The sequence below is a fragment of the Pedobacter xixiisoli genome, assembly GCF_900215335.1.
GTDB classification, from domain to species: Bacteria; Bacteroidota; Bacteroidia; order Sphingobacteriales; family Sphingobacteriaceae; genus Pedobacter; species Pedobacter xixiisoli.
This window is the reverse complement of sequence record NZ_OCMT01000004.1, coordinates 664,200-685,948: the sequence shown is the minus strand read 5'-3', so window position 1 is coordinate 685,948 and position 21,749 is coordinate 664,200. Positions and strand designations below refer to the sequence as shown.

Genomic DNA, 21,749 nt, shown 5'->3' with positions numbered 1-21,749 from the left:
CGCTGACCTTAAATTACTTCCAGATTACCTGTCCGCTGCCGCTTACTATTTTCTCTTGCCCACTCAACACTACTGAAATTACCCTAGGAGAATTGGCTGCGAACGGATCTACATTATATTGCTCACCATCATTGGGAATAATTTTCATATCCCAAGAATGCCCCATTACTGAACTTTGCCTATAGTTACTACCAATCATCAGGTATTTTGAATCTGGAGAAAAAACAGGACGAGCCTCCTTCGAGTTGCTCGTAGTGACTTGCTTTAAGTTATTTCCATCAATATCCATCGTATGGATGTGATTTGCAATATACATTGCCAATTTTGTTCCTTGATGATTAACAGTTAGATGCCCCCAATCTGCATAGTCCATTTGTTTTATCAATGATGCAGAAGTATAAGGCGGAGGTATACGTAAAATATTGTTACCGTGGGTTAGCAACAATTCGTTATTAGGCAGCCACATTTTCATATCATGAATATCAAATGGCACACCACCTAAACCATCAATCCTCAACACAAATTCTCCATTGGCTTTTAATATTGTAATACCGTCATCTTTATCGTTCGACTCTACCAGTATCAAAGTTTTATCCGGAGACAACTGCCCTTTGCAAAAACGGTTACGAGCTGGGCTTTGATAAATAAATTGGTTGACGACACTTCCCGTCGCATTGTTACTTAATGTAAATTGAACATTATCGTTGCCAACCGTACTGGCGTTAACTGCTATTAAACGTAGTTGACCATCTCTAGAAACATCATAGCTGTTTACTTTAGTATCGTCTGAAATAAACGAACCTCCCGTAGCTGATGGCAGCGATACTTTGATAATGCCTTCAGTGGCCCATTTGTAATAAATTGTTCCCGTTAAGTCTGATGGAAACCCATTCGAATTATTCCCTCCATCATCCTTAGAACACGAAGAAAATAAAAACGTAAAGGCTAGCGCAAAAAATAAGGCTTTTTTCATAAGATTCGTTTAAGTTCTAACCTCATTCAATTTCCAAATAGTGAACTGAATGATTTAATTATGCCTTCTATTTAACAGAAGCGGCATAATTAAGTTTTAAAAAACCTAAAACCTGCAATCTTAAACCTTCAAGTAGTGGTTGTTAATTAAGAATTTTAAACCTTAAAAACTACCTCTGTAGCACCATAGCCAAATTTTTCTTTACGAGCATCCATGAAAGTACGCACCTGCGGATGTTTACTGATGGTCTTGTGGATCTGGTCTCTCAGTGTTCCATTACCTACGCCATGAATAAACACAATAGATGGCATTTGATGTACGATTGCAGCATCCAATTTTTTTTGAAATTGCGCTACCTGTGCATTTAAAATTTCTGCCTGAGATAAAAAGTGGTGGTCGTCTCTTAACCTTTCGATGTGCAAATCTACTTCTTGCTGTGGCTTAACGACTTTTGGCTTGTCTTCCTTTACGTTAAAAAAGCTTTCTTTCAATTTCTGTGCATCAATGACCAAAGCGGGTTCATCCAAACGAATCAGCCAACCGTATTTATTTACCTCTGTAATTTGATTTTTAGCACCGCTAAAGTCTTTAGATTTAAATCGTTTTTCTAATTGTAAGGAAGCTTTTGGTTTGACGTTACCAGAAGAAAAAAACAAAGTCTGGAAAGTAAAACTAGGCCAGTTATCTAAATCGCCTAGATTGGCAGTATATACTTGAACACTGCCTTTAGGTTGTATCACACCAGCAAATTCGCCTTTATAAATCCCAGCTTTTTCCGTTTTTAAGGATAACAATAGTTGATAAGAGGTTCTATTCACCAAAGTAAAATGCGCTACTACAGACGCTTTATTGTCTTCGGCTACAGCCAAATAAACACCATCTTCAACAAACTTCTCGTCTACCTGTGTACTAGGCATGGCATTATTGGCTGTATCTACATTACTATGATGACCATGCACATAAGTTAAATTACCTATAGACACTGGAATTTCGAAACCATCCGAATCGGTAACACCAACTGTTGCTTCGTCTATTTCTTTTGTAATGTAACCTTCCCTTTTCTCGTCGATGAAACGAACGTAATCTCCTATTTTGAACATATTTAGTATTTAGTAGTTAGACATTAGTACTTAGATTGTTAGGCACAAATTGCTAATAACGCAAACTTACAATCGTAATTCGTAAATCTAAACTCGTAAATCAAATTACCATTTAATTAATGCACTTGCCCAAGTAAAGCCAGAGCCGAAAGCCGCTAGGCAAATCAAATCTCCTTCTTTTACTTTTCCAGCTTCCCAAGCCTCACTTAAGGCTATTGGTACTGAGGCAGCTGTGGTGTTACCATATTTCTGGATGTTGTTGAATACCTTATCGTCACTTAAGCCAAGCAATTGTTGTACATACTGGCTGATGCGCAAATTAGCTTGATGCGGCACCAATAAATCAATATCCTTTGCCGTGTAATTGTTTGCTGCCAAGGCTTCGTTAATCACCTCTGGAAATTTAACTACAGCCTTTTTGAAAACCGCTGGACCATCCATATAAGGCAAGGCTGCGCCACTTTCTATTTGTTCGGTAGTGATGAAAAGTCCTCCCAATTCTTGATCGGGAAAGCCTGGTTTGTCTTTTAGCCATTTATTGGCATGAGCGCCAGGATAGTGCATGGCTAAAATTTCGGCATCTGCACCATCACTATGTAAGTGTGTACTTAAAATCCCCTGACCTTCTTTTTCTGCTCGTTGCAAAACCGCGGCTCCAGCACCATCGCCAAAAATTACGGATACATTACGGCTACGGGTATCAAAATCCATCGCAAAAGAATGTTTCTCGCTACCTACCACTAATATGTTTTTGTACATGCCAGTTTTGATGAACTGATCGGCAACCGAAAGTGCATACACAAAGCCAGAGCATTGGTTACGGATATCTAAAGCACCTACCTCTTTCATCCCCATTTCTCGTTGCAACAGTACACCACAACCCGGAAAATAATAATCGGGACTTAGCGTAGCGAAAATAATAAAATCGATATCGTCTTTGGTCACTCCCGTCCTTTCCATGGCCACTTTAGCAGCCTCAATACCCATGGTGGTAGTTGTTTCTTCGTATCGATCCGCAAAGCGGCGTTCTTTAATACCTGTACGTTCTTGTATCCATTCGTCGCTGGTTTCCATAAACCGTGACAAATCGTTATTGGTATATACGTTTTTTGGCACGTAATGACCTATTCCAGCAATTTTTGAACTATACATATCGGGTGGTTTGATAAACAAAGATAGTCTAATTTACGGTTTTGTTGGAATAAAGGTCAAGGAACACAGAATAAGGATCTGTACGGCTTTTGAATCAATTTGCGAATACTTAAGGTTAATTTTAACGCAATGAAAGGAAGACTTCGCAAAGTTCTGGAAGTTCAGGTAGCGGCTAACCAAAACCCGATTAAAGCGGAAATACTTTTTTTCTAGCCGATAATTATGGTGTCATGCTGAGCTTTTCAAAGCATTGTGTGCGATGAAATATGCTTCGACAAGCTCAGCATGACAAGGAGTTTAAAAAGATTACAGCGAAAAGCGGGACTTTCGGTACCGAAGAACTCCTGTTTTTGCTTTTCTAAAAAGATAAGAAATTGATACTGTGAAATGTTTTCTAAGCAAATCGTAAATCTACAATCGTAATTCGTAAATCAATTTGTATTTTTGCAGCATGTCGACACAAACCAAGGAAGAAACCTTTACCCTGGACGAGATTTTAACTTCGTTAAAAACCATTCATCGTTTAATTCTTTGGAATGACGATGTAAATACCTTTGACCATGTGATTTGGTGCATGATGCATTATTTGGATTATAGCGAAGCGCAAGCTGAGAAAATTGCTTGGGAAGTACACAACAAAGGTAAATGTGCGGTTTTAGAAGGCTCATTTACAGAAATGGAAGTGTATCGTAAGATCTTACAACAAGAGGGTTTAACGGTTACTGTTGACTAGGCTTCTGCAAATAATTATCTAATTTTTTCTTCGCAGTTTGACGTACTTTTTCTTTGAAAGAGTTAGTCCAACCTAGTAAAAAGCCACCAGCACCGAAGGCTTGTTTCGCCCATTTATAAAAATCAAATGCATCAGTGTGTTTCACGATTTTGCCATCTTCAATTTCAAACTCTGCATCAATTTTATTGATTACCTTTCTGCCTGTGGCGGTAAAAGTATAATGAGCTTCCCAATAAGCGTTCACTTTATTTCCTTCATCTTTAATGTTGCCGAAGGTCAAAGTCATGTCACGACTTCCTGAAATTAGCATTTGCCACATCCCCCTTGCCTGTTTAGCATCTAGGTTTCTAAATACCGAGTCATTAAAAACAGCATTATCGGCATAGCTATTTTGCATGGTTTTGTAATCCTTTTGCTGAAAAGCGGTATAAAACTGATGAATCAATTGTTCGTTAGCTGTCATGATGTTGAATTTGATTTTTTAAATTTAGGAAACCGTTTTGATTTCATAGCTAAATAGCTCCACTCGTTTAAAAATTTAATAAAGCTGAAACAATTAACCTTACAAAAACATTAATTTGATAAGGGATGACTATCTTAGGAATAAATCAGAATCATATCATAAAATTAAATCATAAAAAATGAAAAGACACGCAACCGCCTTGTGGAACGGCACAGGCAAAGATGGTAAAGGTACTTTAACCACGCAAAGCACTACTTTACAAGATACTCAATATTCGTTCAAAAGCAGATTTGAAGAAGGAACTGGAACCAATCCGGAAGAGCTGGTAGCTGCAGCACATGCTGGATGTTTTAGCATGAAATTGAGTTTCAATATTTCTGCTGAAAACATTACTCCAGAAAGTATCGAAACCAAAGCAACTGTTAATTTAAATCCAGAAAAAGGTGCTATTGACAACATTCACTTGGTTGTGAAAGTAAAAGCAGAAGGCTTATCGCAAGAGAAATTTGATGAGTTGGTTGCTGATGCGAAAGCAAATTGCCCAATTTCAAAATTATTGGATACTGAGATTACCTTAGAATCGGAATTGTTGTAATCTATTATTAGCTTCAAAATTGCGTTGGCGTCCGCACCAATTAATATTAAAGCAAGACTTACGAAGTTTCTAGCCAACCAAGTTATTAAACTTCGTAAGTTTATTTTGGAGGTACAAATAGCTGAAACACGATATTAATGGCATGGATTTAAATCCATTATTATTTAGGTGCGTGATTACAAATCCGGACCAGCGGAAATTGTTGTAATTTATCTAATGCGGTGTCATGTTGAGCCTGTCGAAACATCTTTTACGAGTGGTCTTCGACAAGCTCAGACTGACAACAGTCATTCAGAACTTTTTTGAGTTCACCTCTTTTAACTAAAAAGAAACATTCATTATTTGCAAAAAATAGTACATTTGGTTTTCTAGCATATTATTGATTACCAACAGTACACATGAAGAAGTTTTTTTTATTACCAGCCTTTCTATTACTTACCTTAACCAGCTTTTCTCAAAATGTTTTTAGCCTTTTTGGCAAGGCAAATACCTTTTTCGACTTGTTAGCGGCTGACAAATCTGTAGAAGCACATGCTTATTTTTCAGAAGAAGGGAAAACTAAAGTTACTGCCGAAAACCTGAAACAATTTTGGGCTAATATGGAAGGTAGAATGGGTAAAGTAAAAGCCATAGATGCTACCGGAAGTAAAAACCAAGGTGAATTTTATGCGGTAACTGTAAGCGGCGAGTTTCAATACGATAAACAAGACTTCATTTTATTATTCGATAAAACAGAGAAACTAGTTGGCATGCACTTGCCGCCAAAAGCCATTAGCTACAGGGCTCCCGGATATGCAGATAGCACGCTTTACAAAGAAAAATCTACTTATATCGAATGGCCTGGCCACCAATTGGCGGCTATTGTTACCACGCCAAAAGATGGCAACAGCTTTCCGATTGTAGTATTGGTACATGGTTCTGGCCCTAATGACATGGATGAAACCATAGGCCCGAATAAGCCTTTTAAAGATATTGCCGCTGGTTTAGCAGTAAATGGTATTGCTTCCGTTAGATACGTAAAGCGTACGGTAATTTATCCGCAAGAGTTTGGCAAAGCTTATACGGTTAAAGAAGAGGTTTTAGATGATGCCCTACAAGCCATTGCCTTAGCTAAAAAAGTAGAAGGCGTAGACACCAAACAGATTTATGTATTGGGACACAGCTTAGGCGGTATGTTAGCGCCTCGTATTGCTACGATGGCTCCTGATTTGAAAGGCATCATTTTAGCCGCAGCTCCGGCTCGTACGTTAAGTGATATTATTATTGAGCAAAACAAATACATGGTTGCTCAGAGCAAAGATACTACCGCAGCGATGCAAAAAAACTTGGCTGATGCCATTGCGGAAATCGAAAAAACAAAAATTACCAAGTTAGGTAAGATGAAGCCAGATTCGATTTTACTTGGGCTACCTGCTAGTTATTGGGTAGATTTAAATAGCTCTAATCAAGTGGATATTGCCAAAAAGTTGAAACAACGCATTTTTGTAATTCAAGGTGGTTATGATTTCCAAGTTCCGGAAACCGATTTTAACTTATGGAACGATGCACTAAGCGGCAATAGTAACGTTACACTGAAGCTCTATCCAGAATACAACCATTTATTCAGTCAGCAGGAAGCGAAGGGCAATATGATGCAGTACCAAAAGCCTGGCAACGTAGAACAACGCGTAATCGAAGACTTATCGAACTGGATTAAGGAGTTGTAAAAAACCCAAGTATATAGAGCTAGACAAGCTGGGCTTCGACAAGCTCAGCCTGATAAAGTCATTTAAAGAATGGGCGAGTTTTTCATCCAATCAAACCAGTTCTGTACCTCAAATTTATAGTTTAACTTTTCAGAAACGTTTACGGAGTTGATTTGCTTCCAATCGAGCAGTTCGTCCTTAAACACTGGCTTTGCCATACCAGAAACCCTGCATAGTTCGGTGTAAAATGCTTCCCTAGTAGGATGATGTGGCGATACACCGTGATAAACAACTCCGAATTGTTGGGTTTCTAGCAAACGCAAACAAAGCTCGATACCATCTTGCAGTGTAATTAAATTGATTGGTGCTTCACCATTAGGGATATCGACTTTACCTGCAAAAAACTTCGATAAATTTCTATTGGGTCCAATTAATCCAGCAAAACGGATAATAGTGGTAGTAAACTGAGGATAAGCTTTCCACAGGTTTTCGGCATCGAGCAGAGCTTTGCCTGAAGCACTTTCTGGATTTGGCTGCGAATTTTCATCTACCTCAAAATTTCCGTCTTCGAAAACTCCAGTAGAACTGATGAAGATGACTTGCTTCACTTGTCCTTTCGCAGCATCTGCAATACTTTTCAACTTGTCAGGATATGAAACAGCACTCTCTGTTTTAGCTCTTGGAGGAACGTTTACGAATAACAGGTCAGCATCGAAGAAATCAGCCGGTAAATCAGTGGTTTCGTTAAGGTTAATTGGAAAAGGCTTTATTCCTTCTTGCCTTAATTGCTCTAATTTATCTGCGCTAGTGGTTGAACCTTTAACTTTAAACCCTTTTTCCATCAACGTTTTTGCAAACGGCAAACCGAACCAACCGCAACCTAAAATACTAATTGTTTTTATATCCATGTGTTTGCAAAATAACGATTTAAAAATCTAACCACATAGAAACATAGGTTTAACGTTTCGTAAATACTTTTTCTACAGAAATTATATTATTAACACTAAGCTTCAATTTAAAGTCTATGTCTCTATTTGGTTATAATTATTCATGCATCCAGCATTATTTGTAAATAACAAAACGATGATAAACCATGACCGAATTATTCATTAATTTTGATGCACAACTAAACCGAGCTTGCGAGCTCATTATTACCTTTGAAAAAAATACACAACACTTTAATAATACAAAAAAAATGAAATCATCAATCAAATTTATTTTAGCGCTTTTCGTACTGGTTACTTTAGGCGAAAACCTACAGGCACAAGGCTTAAAAATGCCTCAACCTAGCACCTCGCAAACCGTTACACAAGATTTTGGTTTAGGTAAAATTTCTGTAAACTATTCTCGTCCGAATGTAAAAGGCCGTAAAATATTTGGCGCATTAGAGCCGTTTGATAAAGTTTGGCGTACAGGTGCTAACTCAGCTACTGTAGTAAAATTCAGTGAAGCTATTAAAGTAGAAGGCAAAGATTTAGCTGCTGGCGAATATGCTTTGTTCACCATTCCTGGCAAAACAGAGTGGACCATCATTTTCAACAAAGGCACTAAAGAATGGGGTTCTTATACCTATAGCGAAGCTAACGACGTATTACGTGTAAAAGTAAAACCAGTGGCTTTAAAGGATAAAGTAGAAACTTTCACTATCCAATTTGCTAGTGTTTATGATACTTCGGCTCAATTGCAATTGGCTTGGGAAAACACTTTGGTAAGCGTTAATCTTACTACTTCAATTGACGAGCAAGTAATGGCTAGCATTGCTGAGGCGATGAAAGGAGAGAAAAAACCTTATTTCCAATCGGCAATTTATTACTACAGCAATGGCAAAGACCTAAAAACTGCTTTAGAATGGATGAACGAAGCTGAAAAACAAATGGTTGATGCACCTTGGGTAAAACTTTGGAAAGCTAAAGTTCAATTGAAAATGGGCGACAAAGCTGGTGCAGCAAAAACTGCTAAAGAAGGATTGGATATTGCTACCAAAATTAAAAACGAAGAATATGTTCGTTTGAATTCACAGTTGATTGAAGAGACTAAAAAGTAATTCTTTAAAAATTAAGACCTATGAGGTTTTAAAAACCTCATAGGTCTGCTAAAATACAGAGCCGTTGGAGTTAATTCAACGGTTTTTTTATTGCTCGCTGAATGTGTACGAAAGCTCCAGACTTACGAAGTTTAACTTATATTGACATTATTTTTGATAAATGGTAACGTTGAGGGCTTCGCCGTTTAGAAACTTCGTAAGTCTATCAGCAGCTCAACACAACTTTCATCATAATTATTTACTTTTGCGGCTATGTCAGTAACTAAGCCGAGCTTACCAAAAGGAACAAGAGATTTTTCGCCAATAGAAATGGTGAAACGCAACTATATTTACGATACCATTAAAACGGTTTTCAAGAAATATGGCTATGCAGAAATTCAAACGCCAAGTATGGAAAATCTGCAAACCTTAACTGGTAAATATGGCGATGAGGGCGATAAGTTAATTTTCAAAATTTTGAATTCTGGAGACTATCTTGCAAAAGTTGACGAAACCTTACTCGCAACCCGTAACTCGCAACTCGCAACTTCTAAATTATCAGAAAAAGCCCTCCGTTACGATTTAACCGTACCCTTTGCCCGTTACGTGGTGATGCACCAAAGTGAGATTGCTTTTCCTTTTAAGCGCTTCCAAGTGCAGCCCGTTTGGCGTGCAGATAGACCACAAAAAGGTCGTTACCGTGAGTTTTACCAATGTGATGCCGATGTGGTGGGCTCTCCTTCCCTATTAAACGAAGCTGAATTTGTACTGATTTACCACGAAGCGTTGACTAAGTTAGGCCTGAAAGACTTCGACATCAAAATCAACAACCGCAAAATATTGAGCGGCATTGCAGAAATTATTGGCAAGCCAGAATTAATTGTAGATATGACCGTGGCCATCGACAAACTAGATAAAATTGGTTTAGATGGGGTTAGTAAAGAATTATTAGAGCGTGGTTTTACCGAAGCGGATATCGAAAAATTGAAACCTGTTATTTTGCTGGAAGGCACTAACACTGAAAAACTAGCGAGTTTAAAATCGGTTTTAGCAAATTCTGAAACAGGCCTAAAAGGTATCGAAGAAATTGAAACGGTTTTCAACTATGTTGCTAAACTCGCAACCAATAACTCGCAACTCGCAACCCATATAGAATTAGATATTACCTTGGCTCGTGGTTTAAACTACTACACAGGCTGTATTTTTGAGGTTAAAACCAATGAAGTTGCCATGGGTAGCATTGGCGGCGGCGGTCGTTATGATGACTTGACAGGAATGTTCGGTTTGAAAGACCTAACAGGCGTGGGCATCTCTTTCGGTGCAGACCGTATTTACGATGTATTGGAAGAGTTGAACTTGTTCCCTACATCGGCACAACAGGGAACTAAAGTATTGATTAGCAATTTTGATGAAGCCGCTGAATTGTATGCCCTTCCTTTGTTGCAACAACTAAGAGACGCAAATATTGCTGCAGAGCTATATCCAGCATCGGTAAAACTGAAAAAACAAATGAGCTACGCAGATGCGAAAAGCATTCCTTACGTAGTTTTAATTGGCGAAGAAGAGATGCAAAGCGGAGCACTTACGTTAAAAGATATGGTAAGTGGAGCGCAAGAGAAGTTAACCGCAAGTGAGATTGTAGAAAAGTTGAAGTAAGCACTTTTCTAGTCATTTCGACTGAAGTGTAGCGAAATGGAGAACCGAAGCTCTGCAAAGCAAAATCTTTGAATTTGCTTATACACAGTTCAAAGATTTCTCCACTACGGTCGAAATGACGAAATATTAATATCATTACCAGCTCGACTGGAAATCGTAATGCTCTCAAATGCTTTCTATCGCTTTAAGATTTCAGCCTACACGGGAATGACGAAACGATTAACGCAACTGCTTTAACAACTCGTTCAATTCGTATTGCGTAGTTACAGTCTTATCTTTTGCGTACCAACCGTGCAGTTTCTCTGCTAATTCAGGCATATCTACACCATCTTTTTTCCAGTCAGCAATTAAGCTTTGCAATACGGTTGGCCTTGGTCCCCATTTAGGCAACACTAAATTTCCTTCTTCATCCAAAATCAGCAAAACAGGAATAGCTCTACCGCCATTGGTTAAATGTGCATCAATTAATGGGAGGTTTTTATCTCTTAAAGTTAATTTCAAATTAAATTTATCCGGAGCAGCCGAAACTACTTTATTGATGACAGGTACAATTTGAGCTGCATCACCGCACCAACCTTCGGTGATTACCAAAAAGCGATACTTACCTTCAATCTTTTCAAGCGTAGAAAGCAGTTCTTCACCTAACACGGTAGTTTTGTCAACTCTGTTCATTCGTTGTACATTCATTTTAGAATAGTGCAACATGGCTTCAGAATTATCTGTACCAGTGGTTTCGCCTTTTGCCAGAAGCTCGTCTACCAAATTTCTATAACTAGTGTAGTCTAGTGCTTCTTTATCAAAAATATTACTGTAATTAAGCATAAAATAGCTGTAATAAAATGGTTACGCCCTTTTTTTAAATCTTTTATTGAGCGAGATTTGTGCCCTCATTAACACACACAACTCAACTAAATTTAAATGGATAGGATTAAGCGCAAATTTCTTTTATTAGCCGCTGTTTTTTGTATTACAACTGTAAAAATTTATGCTCAATCGGGCAATACTGGTAAAATTAGTGGCAAAATTGTAGATGCCCAAACTAATGAGACCATCCCATACGCATCTGCAATACTTACCGATAGAAAAACTAAAGCTGCCGTTAGAACAGTTCAATCAGACTTAGATGGCAATTTCACTATACCTAGTCTCCCTAATGGCGTATACACTTTTAAAGCTAGCTACATTGGTTATCAAACCATGGTTAGAGATTCTATCTCGATAACAGGTGCGCTAAAAAGCATCAATTTGGGAACTATCAAAATGAAAACGGGAAAAGGTAACATCCTTAACGAGGTGGTAGTTACCAGTCAAAAACCTACAATGCAATTGGGTATTGATAAGAAAGTATTTTCTGTAGACCAAAGCGTGGTAAGTGAAGGTGGTTCTGCTACCGACGTTTTACAAAACGTACCTTCAGTACAAACCGATATGAATGGTGGAATTTCTTTAAGAGGTTCGAATGCTAGGGTATTAATTGACGGTAAGCAATCGTTAATTGGTGGTGGCGATGTGGCTCAGATTTTAGCTTCTATCCCAGCCAGTTCTATCGAATCGATAGAGGTTATTACCAATCCTTCATCAAAATACGATGCAGAAGGACAAACGGGCATCATCAATATCGTTTTAAAGAAAAACAAAAAGTTAGGGTTAAATGGTACTGTAGCCTTAACCGCTGGAAACAGAGACAACTATAATGCTGCTACCAATTTAGCTTTCCAGAACAAAAACGTTAACCTTTATGCCAACTACAGCTACCGTTATGGTAACAGGCCAGGTAGCGGATTTAACAATACCATTTACCAAGCTGCACCAAGAGGCATCGGATTTGTAAATCAAAGCAATACCTCTAACGAATTAGAGAAAGGTCACAACATTAAATTGGGTATGGATTATAACCTGACAGAAAAAAGCACTGTAAGTATTTCTGGAGGTTTTAACGTGAGAAATAGTGATGAAGTTGAACTATTAAACTTTGACGAATACACTCCTGCTAGTGCTCCCATAAATCTTTCTAGCAGAACCAACACAAGAGACCGTGACGGTAACAACTACGATTTAAGTCTAGATTTTGTGCAAAAATTGAAGAAAAAAGGTGAAGAGCTTACCTTTAATGCAAGTTATGCAACAGGTAGCAATGATACTTACCAACTTTTTGATACCGACAGATATTTTGAAAATGGCGCTGCTATTACTCCATTATTTTTCCAACAACGTACGGTTAGGCCAAGTGATAACAAAAACTATAATATCCAGTTAGACTATATGCTACCTTTAACAGAAACTTCACGTATTGAAGCTGGTTATAGGACTCAATTCCGTACATCTGACAGCAGAACTATCGCTGATTCACTAATCAATAATGTTTATGAATTTAGCCGTTATTTGAGTAATGATTTTAATAGTGAAGATTATGTTCATGCAGTTTATTTAAACTATCAAAATCAAATTAAAAACTTTGGCTACCAATTAGGTTTAAGAGGTGAAGATGCAGCACTAGAAACAGAGATGGGTGCTTACGATGCGAACAGAAATCTAAATTACACCCCTGGCAGAGTTGCTTACAGACGTTTATATCCGAGTATCTTCTTAACACAAAAATTGAAGAACGAACAACAACTTCAGTTAAGCTACAGCCGTCGTGTTAACCGTCCACGTGGTTGGGATACCAATCCTTTCCTAGATGTTTCGGATCCTATTAACCAACGTCAAGGTAACGTTAACTTAATGCCTGAAGATGTGCATGCTTTTGAATTTAGCTACAGCAGGTTCTTTAAAAAGTTCTCGTTGGTATCTTCTGTTTATTATCGTCAAACGAATGATGTGATTCAACGTATCAGATATGAACTTGAAGGAGGCGTTAACTTAACCATTCCTCAAAACTTAACCAGCGCCACAAATAGCGGAGTTGAGTTAATTGGAAAATTTGATGTTTCTAAAAAATGGAACTTGACTTCAAACTTTAACTTATACCACAGAAAAATTGAAGGCGTGGCGGCATTTGGCACCACAGATGTGGATGGTTTAACTTATAACGCAAACATCACCAACAACTTTACGCTTCCTTACAATATTACCTTGCAATTAAGAGCAGATTACCGCTCAAATGAAGTAACTGCTCAAGGTACCTTCAAAGCAATGTATGGATTTGATGCTGGTGCAAAAATGGATTTGATGAACAAAAAAGCGAGTTTGAGCTTTAACATCAGAAACTTGTTCAATACACGTAAGTTCCAAATGGAATACGATACTAGAAACGCACAAGCCAATACTGGTTCATTCATTGAGTTCAGCAGAATGAGAGCTGGTAATATGGGTTCATTAACTTTCTCTTATCGTTTCGGAAAGACAGATTTCTCACAAAAGAAGAGAAAAGTACAAGAAGCGCCACGCTCTGACGAAGAAAGCTTCTAAAAGAATATTTAATATAATTCAATCAAACCCTCAAGAAAATTAAACCTTGAGGGTTTTTTATTATCCAACCGACTTAAGGAATTATTTTCTAGAGATATAGTGTCCATAAAATTCAGTTTTTAAAGAGTTTCTTAATATATTAGTATGGATTTAGACCTAACCAAACGTTGAAGAATTTACTTTGCCTCCTCCTTTTTTCTTTTTTTATCTTTCCATTATCATCAAAATCTCAAACTGCAGATAAAGGTACAATTAGGGGTAAAGTTATTGAAGAAGTTGGCGCAATGCCCATTCCCTTTGCAGTTGTTTCTGTCTTTGAAAGCGGTGCAGAACAACCTATGCTCACCTTTCAAACAGATGAGAATGGTGTATTTAGGTTTAGCAATATCAAATTTGGCATCTACAAACTTAAAGTTAGCTATGTTGGCTTTGGTTCAGTGTTTGTTGACGAAATTATAGTAAGCAAAGCTGATTTCGATAAAAACGTAGGTACACTTAAGCTAGCTACCGAACAAAATAACCTCAACGAAGTAGTAATTACCGCAGAAAAACCTGTAATCGAAGTTGGTGCCGATGTAATTACTTACAATGTGGGTTCTAGTATTTTGGCAGAAGGTAGTACCGCTACCGATGTGCTGAGAAACGTACCTATGGTTGAAGTAGATATTGACGGAAACACTACCATTTCGGGCAAAAGAAGCACTAGGGTTTTCATTGATGGCAAGCCTTCGGACTACATGACCTCAAACATTGCCGATTTGTTAAACGTACTTCCTTCAGATGCCATTGACAAGATTGAGGTAATGACCAATCCACCTGCTAAATATTCGGCAGACGGTGAAGGTATCATCAACATCGTGATGAAAAAAGGCTTCAAGGTTGGCTTTAACGGAAATTTAGGTATTTCTGCAGGCACACAGGGCAATACCAACACCAATGCTAACGCTTCTTACCGCGGACAAAAATACAGCATTACTGGTGGTGGTGCTTTTAGAACTGGTATTAACAAAAGCAGTAGTGAGAGTTACCGCACCAATTTCTTTAAAGATAGAGACCCGAACATTTACCAAAATCCAGACACTACTTTCTACTATAACCAGTTTAACAACGCCCGCAGCGAAAGTGATGGAGGGAACTTCAGACTGGCTTTAGATTGGGACATCAACAAAAAGCAAAATCTTCGTGTAAACACCAGTTACAACTTAAACCAAAGCGATAGCTGGTCGGGCAATGATTTTTACTACATCAATCAAGAAGAAATTACAAAACGACTGAGGAATCAAATTAACCTTGGAGACAATAACAGTAGGAACTTCGTTTTTAATACTGATTACAGCCTAACTACCGATACTTCGGGAGGAAAACTGACAGTTGGCTTTACCGTGAATGCCAACAGCAACAATTCGCTCCGCAGCTTCGAGCGTAGCTTTGCATTCCCTACTAATCTAAACCCAAGCTTACAACAGAACGACAATGAAATCGGGAATCAAGGCATCAATTTCAATTTAGATTACGACAAGCCTGTTTTCAATAAAAGGGATAGGTTAGAATTTGGTATTGCCTATAACTACCGAAAAAATGAGAATGATTTATTGGTTGAAAACTTCAACTACAAAACGCAGCAATACAACACTGATAATAAGTTAACTAATGAGTTTTTCTACAATGAAAATATCCTAGCGGGATACGTTTCTTACAATTACCGCAAGAATGGCTGGTCGGCAAAAACAGCCCTTCGCAGCGAATATACCAATGTTCAATTCGATTTATCTACTGGAGAAATCTATAACGTTAGTCCATATTTAAGTTTCTTCCCTTCCTTCTCTTTAAACCGTTTTTTCAGGAAACGGTATAACATTGGCGCCACTTATAGCGTAAGAATTAATCGACCTAGAGAAAACACCCTAAACCCACAAATTAATAACTCCGACACCTTAAATATCTCTTACGGAAATCCGGAATTAGACCCTTCTTTTACGCATCAGTTTGATGTAAGCTTTGGTGCTTTCGGCAAGCAGTGGTCGTTTACACCTCGTATTTCCTACTCTAGGGCCAGCGGAGTCATCGAGCGCTATCGATTTGTCAATCCTAATGGTATTTCCGAAAGTACATTCAACAATGTGGGCACCAATTATTCTGTGGCATTGATGTTAATTGGCAACTACCGTCCAACCAAAAAAATATCTGCCAACGGAAATCTAAGCATTATCCAGAGTAACTACACCTCGGCACTAAATAATGCGTTAAACAGAGGTGGCATCAGTATCAGGTCTAGAGCTGGATTTTCAATGCAACTACCCTACAAAACAGCGTTTGAAGCCAATTTAAATTATAACAATAATGTAAGTGCCATTGGCAGAAACAGGTCTTCCATTAATACCAGTTTTGGAGCTAGAAAAACATTCTTTAAAAACACCCTAACAGCTCGTGTAAGTGCTAACGACCCTTTTAGAGGAAGGAGAAATGCCACATTTAATGAAGGTTTAAATTTCTTTTCTAATACTTACGGGGTTAGCAACACCAACAACTTCGTCTTCAACTTAAACTATCGTTTCACAAAAGTGAAAACCAATAATGTAAAAGTACCTCCACCGCCAAATAATTAGAATAAAGAGTAAGGAACAAGGTTGAGGGTAACGAAATCCCGAAACTTCGGGAACCAAAACTTAATTGTTTACTTTTGTATGTAAGTTCCCAAACCAAAATACCTATTCCTAACCTCTGCAATGAAAGAAGAAAACCCTTGGCAAACCTTAAGTAGCGAAGAAAAATACGATAACAATTGGATTAGCGTTACCGAACATCAAGTGATTAACCCTGCGGGCGGCAAAGGAATTTACGGCGAAGTACATTTTAAGAACGTAGCCATTGGTATATTACCATTGGACCAAGAGCAGAACACTTGGTTAGTTGGTCAGTACCGTTATCCTTTAAAAGCTTATAGTTGGGAAATTCCAGAGGGCGGCGGCCCCATGGGTACCGAGCCAGAATTGAGCGCTAAAAGAGAATTAATAGAGGAGACTGGATTAATTTGTGGCAAGTTAACCGAAATCCAAAGAATGCATCTTTCTAATTCGGTAAGTGATGAATTGGCTATTATTTATTTAGCACAAGAATTAACGCAGGGCGAAGCTGAACCAGAAGAAACGGAAGATTTACAATTGATGAAAGTACCGTTTGCCAAAGCTTACCAAATGGTAATGGAAGGCGAAATTACCGACAGCATAAGCGTAGCAGCGATATTAAAAGTACATATCTTGATAGAGAAAGGAGTGATCTAAAGATGCGTTTTCGTTGCGCTTTGCCCTTAATCTTCTTTTCCCTCTCCTGCAAAACTCAAAATGAGCTAAGGCAAAAAGGTTCATTTGAGGAGAATTTCTTGAATGGTTACCACAGAAATTGGTATGCGGAGAATCATACTTTTGAAAATAACCTTGCCCATTTCTCCGAAAACAATGTGAATGTAGCAAATGGAAATATTGTGCTCTCGCTACACCAAAACAAACTTCATGAGAAAAACTATACCGCAGCCGAACTCCGCACTAAAAGGATGTTTTTATATGGTCGCTTTGAAGCTAAGTTAAAAGCTTCTGATGCTTTAGGCTGTATCACGGCATTCTTTTTATATAGACCAAATTCGGCTCATCATACGGAGATAGATTTCGAGATTAGTGGCAAATTTCCAAAAGTAGTTACACTCAACCATTGGGTAGACAAACGTTCGCATGATAAAGAAATTTCACTGAATTTTGATGCGACTAAAGATTTCCATACATATGTGATTGACTGGAAACCCAACAGTATTGTGTGGGAAGTAGACGGAAAGGTTATTCATCGTACTGCAACTGCCGTTCCAGACAAACCGATGCAAGTCATTTTTAATTTATGGGCCACAAAATCTGAGAAGTGGGCAGGTAGTATAAAAAACGCAAAACTTCCTACCTTTGCGTACGTAAATTCATTTAAATACACACCTTATAAAAGATAATTAATGAGCAAGCTTTTAGGCTATATTTTTACCGTTGTATTTTATTTCACCTTCGGTTTATCTCTGGTTATTTTCCAGCCCATACAATGGATATGCTACAAATTCTTTGGCTATTCTGCACACAAGTGGTCGGTAGATATCCTTAATTTCTTCCTTACCTATTCGCAGTTTACTTTGCTAAACGGCATCAGCTTTAAAAATAACCAGCAATTACCTACTGATAGACCTATCATTTTCGTAGCCAACCATCAAAGCATGTACGACATCCCGAGCTTAATCTGGTTCTTGCGCAAGCACCATCCTAAGTTTATTTCTAAAATTGAATTAACCAAAGGGATACCTTCTATTTCTTTTAACTTAAAATATGGCGGTGGAGCAAACATAGACCGTAAAGATAGCAAGCAATCTATCGGTGAGATCATTAAGCTAGGTCGACGAATGAATGAGAAAAACTGGAGTACTGTGATTTTTGCGGAAGGCACCAGAGCTAAAGATGGCAAAATGAAACCTTTTCAGGTAGGTGGTATTGCTACTTTATTGAAGATTGTACCTACGGCAATTATTGTTCCTGTGGCCATAGAAAACTCTTGGAAGATTGTTCGCAATGGCTCCTATCCTTTAAATACTTTGTTACCACTTAAATGGACGGTTTTAGCTCCGATAGAACGTGGAGATAAAAATCCGGAAGAATTAGTGCTGCAAGCTGAAAATGCGATTAAACAGCAGATTGGGCAGTAGTTTAATTAGGCACACGCCACAGGCGTGTGCCAGAATATTTTTAATTATATTTTTTAAACGTTTCTACTGTCAATCAGCTTAAAGAAAGCATCTCTGTAGGTATCTCCAACCGGAATAGTTTTTCCACCGATAGAAATACGGCTACGCTCAATACTTTCAATTTTATCTACCGAGATGATGTAAGATTTGTGCACCCGAATAAACTCGCCCTTTGGCAAGGTCTCTTCCATTTTCTTCATGTTTTGAAGTGTAATTACACGTTCTGTTTTGGTAAAAATGGAAATATAATCTTTCAACCCTTCGATGTAAAGAATATCATCTAGCTCTATTTTTTGGATTTTATGTTCCGTTTTAACGAAGATGAAATCTTGTATCGGTGTAGCTATTGGCGCAGCAACGGGCTCTGGTACTAGCGCTGCTACTGTTGTTTCTTGCTTTTGAAGCTGATTACGCACTTTCTCTACCGCTTTATAGAACCTATCGAAAGCAATTGGCTTTAACAAATAATCCGAAACATTTAAGTCATAGCTTTCTAGAGCATACTGCGAATAAGCTGTAGTTAAGATATAATTAGCTTTGTTTCCCGCAATCTTCAGGAATTGAATACCCGTTAACTCAGGCATTTGAATATCCAAAAACACCAAATCAATATTACCTTCTTGCACTAACTGCATTGCTTCAATAGCATTTTCTGTACGTTTTACCAATTCAAGAAATGGCACTTTCGCTACATAATCAGCAATAATATCAAGCGCTAACGGCTCATCATCAACGGCAATACATTTTAAAATCATAAATCAAGCATTAGTTCTGTAGTGTAATGCGTAGCCGAATTTACAATATTTAGCTTATATCTATCGGGATAAAGCAACTGTAATCTACGTTCTACGTTATTTAATCCAACGCCTCCAATGGCGTCTTTGTTGGTGGTATTCTTTTTATTGGTTACACTAAAGTGCAATATCTTTTGGTTGGCAATAATATTGATTTTGATGGGGTCCTCAGCATCATTTGCTACACCATGTTTAAAGGCGTTTTCTACAAACGAAATCAAAATCAGGGGAACAATTTTTTGTCCATCAATCACGCCATTGATACTAATTTCTACCGCAGCACCATCTTTAAACCTAAGTTTCTGTAACTCTACGTAACTTTCTACATATTCCACTTCCTTATCTAAACTCACCCAACTGTCGTTGCTTTCGTAAATCATGTAACGCATAATTTCCGAAAGTTTTAAAATGGCGTCGGCAGTTTTATCTGATTTTTGGTAGGCTAAAGAATAGATATTATTTAGGGAATTGAATAAGAAATGTGGATTCAGTTGTGATTTAAGGAACTGCAATTCCATATCTTTCTTCTCACTTTCCAAGCTACGTTGCACACGTTCATTAGAAAACCAATCAACCGCAAATTTGATAATACAACTAGAAACCAAGAAAAAACCACCTATAAAAACTCGATTCACAAAAAACCAAGTCAATTCCATGTATTTAACCTTACCTTCTTCTGTATAACGTAAGGTCTCTTCAGGATTTAGCGCCGCAATAAATGTTTTTATCGTACAACTTGCTAAAAGCAAAAGGATAAAACAGACAACATACCACCAATAAAGTTTTTTCTTTTTAATGAGCTCGGGGATAAGCACCAAATAATTAATATAGAAGATGGCAATGTTGATTAAGCCAAAGCCAAGCCAAGTAACGATATATTCTCGTAACGTATGCTTAGAGTTGAATAAAACCAGCGCTATAATAAGGAAAGCAGCAATTACTCCCCAGAATATGCAATTTAATATTAACGATGCCTTGCTGTTATTCTTCATAAACTTGTAGAAACTTAATCTTCTAAACTACCGATAAGCCTAATTGCCACCAAGCACTTTCGACGAACGGGCATTTTTTTTCTACGAATAGGCAATTTAGCCGTTTTATTCGACAAACGGGCATTTTAACCGTTTATCTAGGATATTTTGCACTTGGTCTAAAACATTTTCACAGGTTTTAAAGAATGATTCTATTTGTTCAACGAAAACAACGAGAGTAAAAACAAGCATATAAAACTTAAAACCTTAGAACCATGAAAAAGTTAACCAACGTATCACCATTCTTACTTTTATTAGTTCCTGTATTTATGGTAATGTTATTTGCTTTTGCTACAAACAACAATAGCACTAACGAACAGGAAGTAGCAAAAACTACCACCAACACTAGCATTGTTAAAGCGGCTACTGTAATCTTAAAATAAGGATGAGCAGATTTGCCATAGAAACGGTTGGGCTTAATCATCATTTTGGCTCACAAGTAGTAGTTAAGGATCTATCTTTAAAAGTACCTAAAGGAAGTATTTATGGTTTCTTAGGTCCAAATGGAGCTGGCAAAACCACTACCATTAAGATTTTATTGAATCTGCTACAGTCGCCAGCTGATACCGTTTTTATTTTTGGCAAGGAACTGACCAATAACCGCATTGCTTGCTTGAAGGAAATGGGCGCTTTGGTAGAGCAGCCAGCTATTTACGCACACTTAACAGGCAAAGAAAATCTGATTAACCGTTGCATCCTTCTAGGCATCAACAAAAATAAAGCAACAGAAATGTTGGCTTTGGTAGGGCTAACCGAAGCTGCCAATAAAAAGGCAGGCAAATATTCTCTAGGCATGAAACAGCGACTAGGCATTGCCCTAGCTTTAATTGCCGATCCAGAGCTACTGCTTTTAGATGAACCGACTAACGGTTTAGATCCAAATGGGATTATCGAAATCAGGAACTTGATGATTGAACTGACCAGCAAACACGGTAAAACGATATTGGTTTCTAGCCATCTATTAGCAGAAATAGAAAGAACTGCCACTCATGTAGGCATCATCAACAAAGGCGCATTGCTTTTTCAAGGCACGATCAATGAGTTGCACGATTTAAGCAAACCGTCTATCAAAATAGAAGTAGACGACCATGCTGCCGCTACCAACATTTTAAGTGGTGCCGGAGCAGAAATCATCAACGAAAAAGAAGGAACTATTCATATTGGTTACACAGGCAAAGCCGATATGGGGAATTACAACAGTCTATTGGTTAAAAATGGTGTTACGGTTTACACCATCGGTACCGAGAAAAAAGACCTCGAACATTTGTTTTTAGATATTACTTCAAGGAATTAAATTACCAATAATCAAATTCTCAATACCAACCGATAGTAAACCAAACATCCAAAAAACTAACCAACCAAACAACT

Annotated in this window: 20 protein-coding genes; 12 read left to right on the top strand and 8 right to left on the bottom strand. The window is 37.9% G+C overall.

Translation table 11 applies throughout. The features are described 5' to 3' along the window. Window positions 1-13: 13 nt before the first annotated feature. The 3 genes from CRO54_RS19090 to CRO54_RS19080 form a co-directional block, all read right to left on the bottom strand. Window positions 14-973, bottom strand: a complete 960-nt coding sequence (locus tag CRO54_RS19090) for a TolB-like translocation protein (protein WP_097133669.1) — start codon at window positions 971-973, stop codon at window positions 14-16. A 155-nt stretch (window positions 974-1,128) separates the two neighbouring features. Continuing rightward, on the bottom strand, window positions 1,129-2,073 hold the full coding sequence (locus tag CRO54_RS19085) for a Smr/MutS family protein (RefSeq protein WP_097133668.1): 945 nt from the start codon (window positions 2,071-2,073) through the stop codon (window positions 1,129-1,131). Window positions 2,074-2,178: 105 nt separating this feature from the next. Continuing rightward, entirely contained in the window at window positions 2,179-3,225 is a 1,047-nt protein-coding gene (locus CRO54_RS19080) for a 3-oxoacyl-ACP synthase III family protein (protein WP_097133667.1), read from the bottom strand. 451 nt (window positions 3,226-3,676) lie between these two features. Here CRO54_RS19080 and CRO54_RS19075 point away from each other — a divergent pair, with 451 nt between their 5' ends. Continuing rightward, the gene (locus tag CRO54_RS19075; RefSeq protein ID WP_097133666.1) at window positions 3,677-3,958 is read left to right on the top strand and encodes an ATP-dependent Clp protease adaptor ClpS; all 282 of its coding nucleotides are present in this window, start codon (window positions 3,677-3,679) and stop codon (window positions 3,956-3,958) included. Here the strand turns inward: CRO54_RS19075 and CRO54_RS19070 are convergent. After that, window positions 3,945-4,421: a nuclear transport factor 2 family protein gene (locus CRO54_RS19070; RefSeq protein ID WP_097133665.1), complete on the bottom strand. Its 477-nt coding sequence runs from the start codon at window positions 4,419-4,421 to the stop codon at window positions 3,945-3,947. The two genes, CRO54_RS19075 and CRO54_RS19070, sit on opposite strands and share 14 nt — an antisense overlap. 178 nt (window positions 4,422-4,599) lie before the next feature. Between CRO54_RS19070 and CRO54_RS19065 the strand changes: the two genes are divergently transcribed. Next, window positions 4,600-5,016: an OsmC family peroxiredoxin gene (locus CRO54_RS19065; RefSeq protein ID WP_097133664.1), complete on the top strand. Its 417-nt coding sequence runs from the start codon at window positions 4,600-4,602 to the stop codon at window positions 5,014-5,016. Window positions 5,017-5,414: 398 nt separating this feature from the next. Further along, window positions 5,415-6,722 (top strand): DUF3887 domain-containing protein, encoded by a 1,308-nt coding sequence (locus CRO54_RS19060; RefSeq protein WP_097133663.1) that lies wholly within the window; start codon window positions 5,415-5,417, stop codon window positions 6,720-6,722. 62 nt (window positions 6,723-6,784) lie between these two features. Here CRO54_RS19060 and CRO54_RS19055 read toward each other — a convergent pair whose 3' ends face one another. Beyond that, window positions 6,785-7,609, bottom strand: a complete 825-nt coding sequence (locus tag CRO54_RS19055) for an NAD(P)H-binding protein (protein WP_097133662.1) — start codon at window positions 7,607-7,609, stop codon at window positions 6,785-6,787. A 287-nt stretch (window positions 7,610-7,896) separates the two neighbouring features. On the opposite strand from CRO54_RS19055, the gene CRO54_RS19050 reads away from it, so the two are divergent. Beyond that, window positions 7,897-8,745 (top strand): DUF2911 domain-containing protein, encoded by an 849-nt coding sequence (locus CRO54_RS19050; protein ID WP_240775151.1) that lies wholly within the window; start codon window positions 7,897-7,899, stop codon window positions 8,743-8,745. A gap of 252 nt (window positions 8,746-8,997) precedes the next feature. Beyond that, complete coding sequence (gene hisS / locus CRO54_RS19045; RefSeq protein WP_097133661.1) at window positions 8,998-10,380, top strand: histidine--tRNA ligase; 1,383 nt, start codon at window positions 8,998-9,000, stop codon at window positions 10,378-10,380. A 219-nt stretch (window positions 10,381-10,599) separates the two neighbouring features. On the opposite strand, the gene CRO54_RS19040 is transcribed toward hisS, so the two are convergent. Continuing rightward, window positions 10,600-11,202 carry a thioredoxin family protein gene (locus CRO54_RS19040; protein WP_097133660.1) on the bottom strand — a complete coding sequence of 201 codons (603 nt, stop codon included), beginning with the start codon at window positions 11,200-11,202 and terminating at the stop codon, window positions 10,600-10,602. A 96-nt stretch (window positions 11,203-11,298) separates the two neighbouring features. On the opposite strand from CRO54_RS19040, the gene CRO54_RS19035 reads away from it, so the two are divergent. The 5 genes from CRO54_RS19035 (at window position 11,299) to CRO54_RS19015 (ending at window position 18,517) form a co-directional block, all read left to right on the top strand. Further along, on the top strand, window positions 11,299-13,791 hold the full coding sequence (locus CRO54_RS19035; RefSeq protein WP_097133659.1) for a TonB-dependent receptor: 2,493 nt from the start codon (window positions 11,299-11,301) through the stop codon (window positions 13,789-13,791). Window positions 13,792-13,958: 167 nt separating this feature from the next. Further along, window positions 13,959-16,397, top strand: a complete 2,439-nt coding sequence (locus CRO54_RS19030) for a TonB-dependent receptor (RefSeq protein ID WP_240775152.1) — start codon at window positions 13,959-13,961, stop codon at window positions 16,395-16,397. Window positions 16,398-16,517: 120 nt separating this feature from the next. Next, entirely contained in the window at window positions 16,518-17,072 is a 555-nt protein-coding gene (locus CRO54_RS19025) for an NUDIX domain-containing protein (protein WP_097133658.1), read from the top strand. 2 nt (window positions 17,073-17,074) lie between these two features. Beyond that, window positions 17,075-17,779, top strand: coding sequence for a family 16 glycosylhydrolase (locus tag CRO54_RS19020; RefSeq protein WP_097133657.1), 705 nt, complete (start codon window positions 17,075-17,077; stop codon window positions 17,777-17,779). 3 nt (window positions 17,780-17,782) lie between these two features. After that, a complete protein-coding gene (locus CRO54_RS19015) occupies window positions 17,783-18,517 on the top strand; it encodes a lysophospholipid acyltransferase family protein (protein WP_097133656.1) in 735 nt (244 codons plus the stop codon). Window positions 18,518-18,570: 53 nt separating this feature from the next. Here the strand turns inward: CRO54_RS19015 and CRO54_RS19010 are convergent, their stop codons facing one another. Together CRO54_RS19010 and CRO54_RS19005 are read right to left on the bottom strand one after the other, a co-directional pair. Beyond that, the gene (locus CRO54_RS19010; protein ID WP_097133655.1) at window positions 18,571-19,311 is read right to left on the bottom strand and encodes a LytR/AlgR family response regulator transcription factor; all 741 of its coding nucleotides are present in this window, start codon (window positions 19,309-19,311) and stop codon (window positions 18,571-18,573) included. Then, complete coding sequence (locus CRO54_RS19005; RefSeq protein ID WP_097133654.1) at window positions 19,308-20,342, bottom strand: sensor histidine kinase; 1,035 nt, start codon at window positions 20,340-20,342, stop codon at window positions 19,308-19,310. The genes CRO54_RS19010 and CRO54_RS19005 overlap by 4 nt, the downstream gene beginning before the upstream one ends. A gap of 254 nt (window positions 20,343-20,596) precedes the next feature. Here CRO54_RS19005 and CRO54_RS21285 point away from each other — a divergent pair, with 254 nt between their 5' ends. Beyond that, window positions 20,597-20,764 (top strand): hypothetical protein, encoded by a 168-nt coding sequence (locus CRO54_RS21285; protein ID WP_171047937.1) that lies wholly within the window; start codon window positions 20,597-20,599, stop codon window positions 20,762-20,764. A 2-nt stretch (window positions 20,765-20,766) separates the two neighbouring features. Next, window positions 20,767-21,675, top strand: a complete 909-nt coding sequence (locus CRO54_RS19000) for an ABC transporter ATP-binding protein (protein WP_097133653.1) — start codon at window positions 20,767-20,769, stop codon at window positions 21,673-21,675. Window positions 21,676-21,749: the final 74 nt, after the last annotated feature.

Bases quoted from the DNA above. Each gene is read 5' to 3' on its own strand.
- CRO54_RS19090 (WP_097133669.1), bottom strand. From the start codon at position 973: ATGAAAAAAGCCTTATTTTTTGCGCTAGCCTTTACGTTTTTATTTTCT.
- CRO54_RS19085 (WP_097133668.1), bottom strand. From the start codon at position 2,073: ATGTTCAAAATAGGAGATTACGTTCGTTTCATCGACGAGAAAAGGGAA.
- CRO54_RS19080 (WP_097133667.1), bottom strand. From the start codon at position 3,225: ATGTATAGTTCAAAAATTGCTGGAATAGGTCATTACGTGCCAAAAAAC.
- CRO54_RS19075 (WP_097133666.1), top strand. From the start codon at position 3,677: ATGTCGACACAAACCAAGGAAGAAACCTTTACCCTGGACGAGATTTTA.
- CRO54_RS19070 (WP_097133665.1), bottom strand. From the start codon at position 4,421: ATGACAGCTAACGAACAATTGATTCATCAGTTTTATACCGCTTTTCAG.
- CRO54_RS19065 (WP_097133664.1), top strand. From the start codon at position 4,600: ATGAAAAGACACGCAACCGCCTTGTGGAACGGCACAGGCAAAGATGGT.
- CRO54_RS19060 (WP_097133663.1), top strand. From the start codon at position 5,415: ATGAAGAAGTTTTTTTTATTACCAGCCTTTCTATTACTTACCTTAACC.
- CRO54_RS19055 (WP_097133662.1), bottom strand. From the start codon at position 7,609: ATGGATATAAAAACAATTAGTATTTTAGGTTGCGGTTGGTTCGGTTTG.
- CRO54_RS19050 (WP_240775151.1), top strand. From the start codon at position 7,897: ATGAAATCATCAATCAAATTTATTTTAGCGCTTTTCGTACTGGTTACT.
- hisS (WP_097133661.1), top strand. From the start codon at position 8,998: ATGTCAGTAACTAAGCCGAGCTTACCAAAAGGAACAAGAGATTTTTCG.
- CRO54_RS19040 (WP_097133660.1), bottom strand. From the start codon at position 11,202: ATGCTTAATTACAGTAATATTTTTGATAAAGAAGCACTAGACTACACT.
- CRO54_RS19035 (WP_097133659.1), top strand. From the start codon at position 11,299: ATGGATAGGATTAAGCGCAAATTTCTTTTATTAGCCGCTGTTTTTTGT.
- CRO54_RS19025 (WP_097133658.1), top strand. From the start codon at position 16,518: ATGAAAGAAGAAAACCCTTGGCAAACCTTAAGTAGCGAAGAAAAATAC.
- CRO54_RS19020 (WP_097133657.1), top strand. From the start codon at position 17,075: ATGCGTTTTCGTTGCGCTTTGCCCTTAATCTTCTTTTCCCTCTCCTGC.
- CRO54_RS19015 (WP_097133656.1), top strand. From the start codon at position 17,783: ATGAGCAAGCTTTTAGGCTATATTTTTACCGTTGTATTTTATTTCACC.
- CRO54_RS19010 (WP_097133655.1), bottom strand. From the start codon at position 19,311: ATGATTTTAAAATGTATTGCCGTTGATGATGAGCCGTTAGCGCTTGAT.
- CRO54_RS19005 (WP_097133654.1), bottom strand. From the start codon at position 20,342: ATGAAGAATAACAGCAAGGCATCGTTAATATTAAATTGCATATTCTGG.
- CRO54_RS21285 (WP_171047937.1), top strand. From the start codon at position 20,597: ATGAAAAAGTTAACCAACGTATCACCATTCTTACTTTTATTAGTTCCT.
- CRO54_RS19000 (WP_097133653.1), top strand. From the start codon at position 20,767: ATGAGCAGATTTGCCATAGAAACGGTTGGGCTTAATCATCATTTTGGC.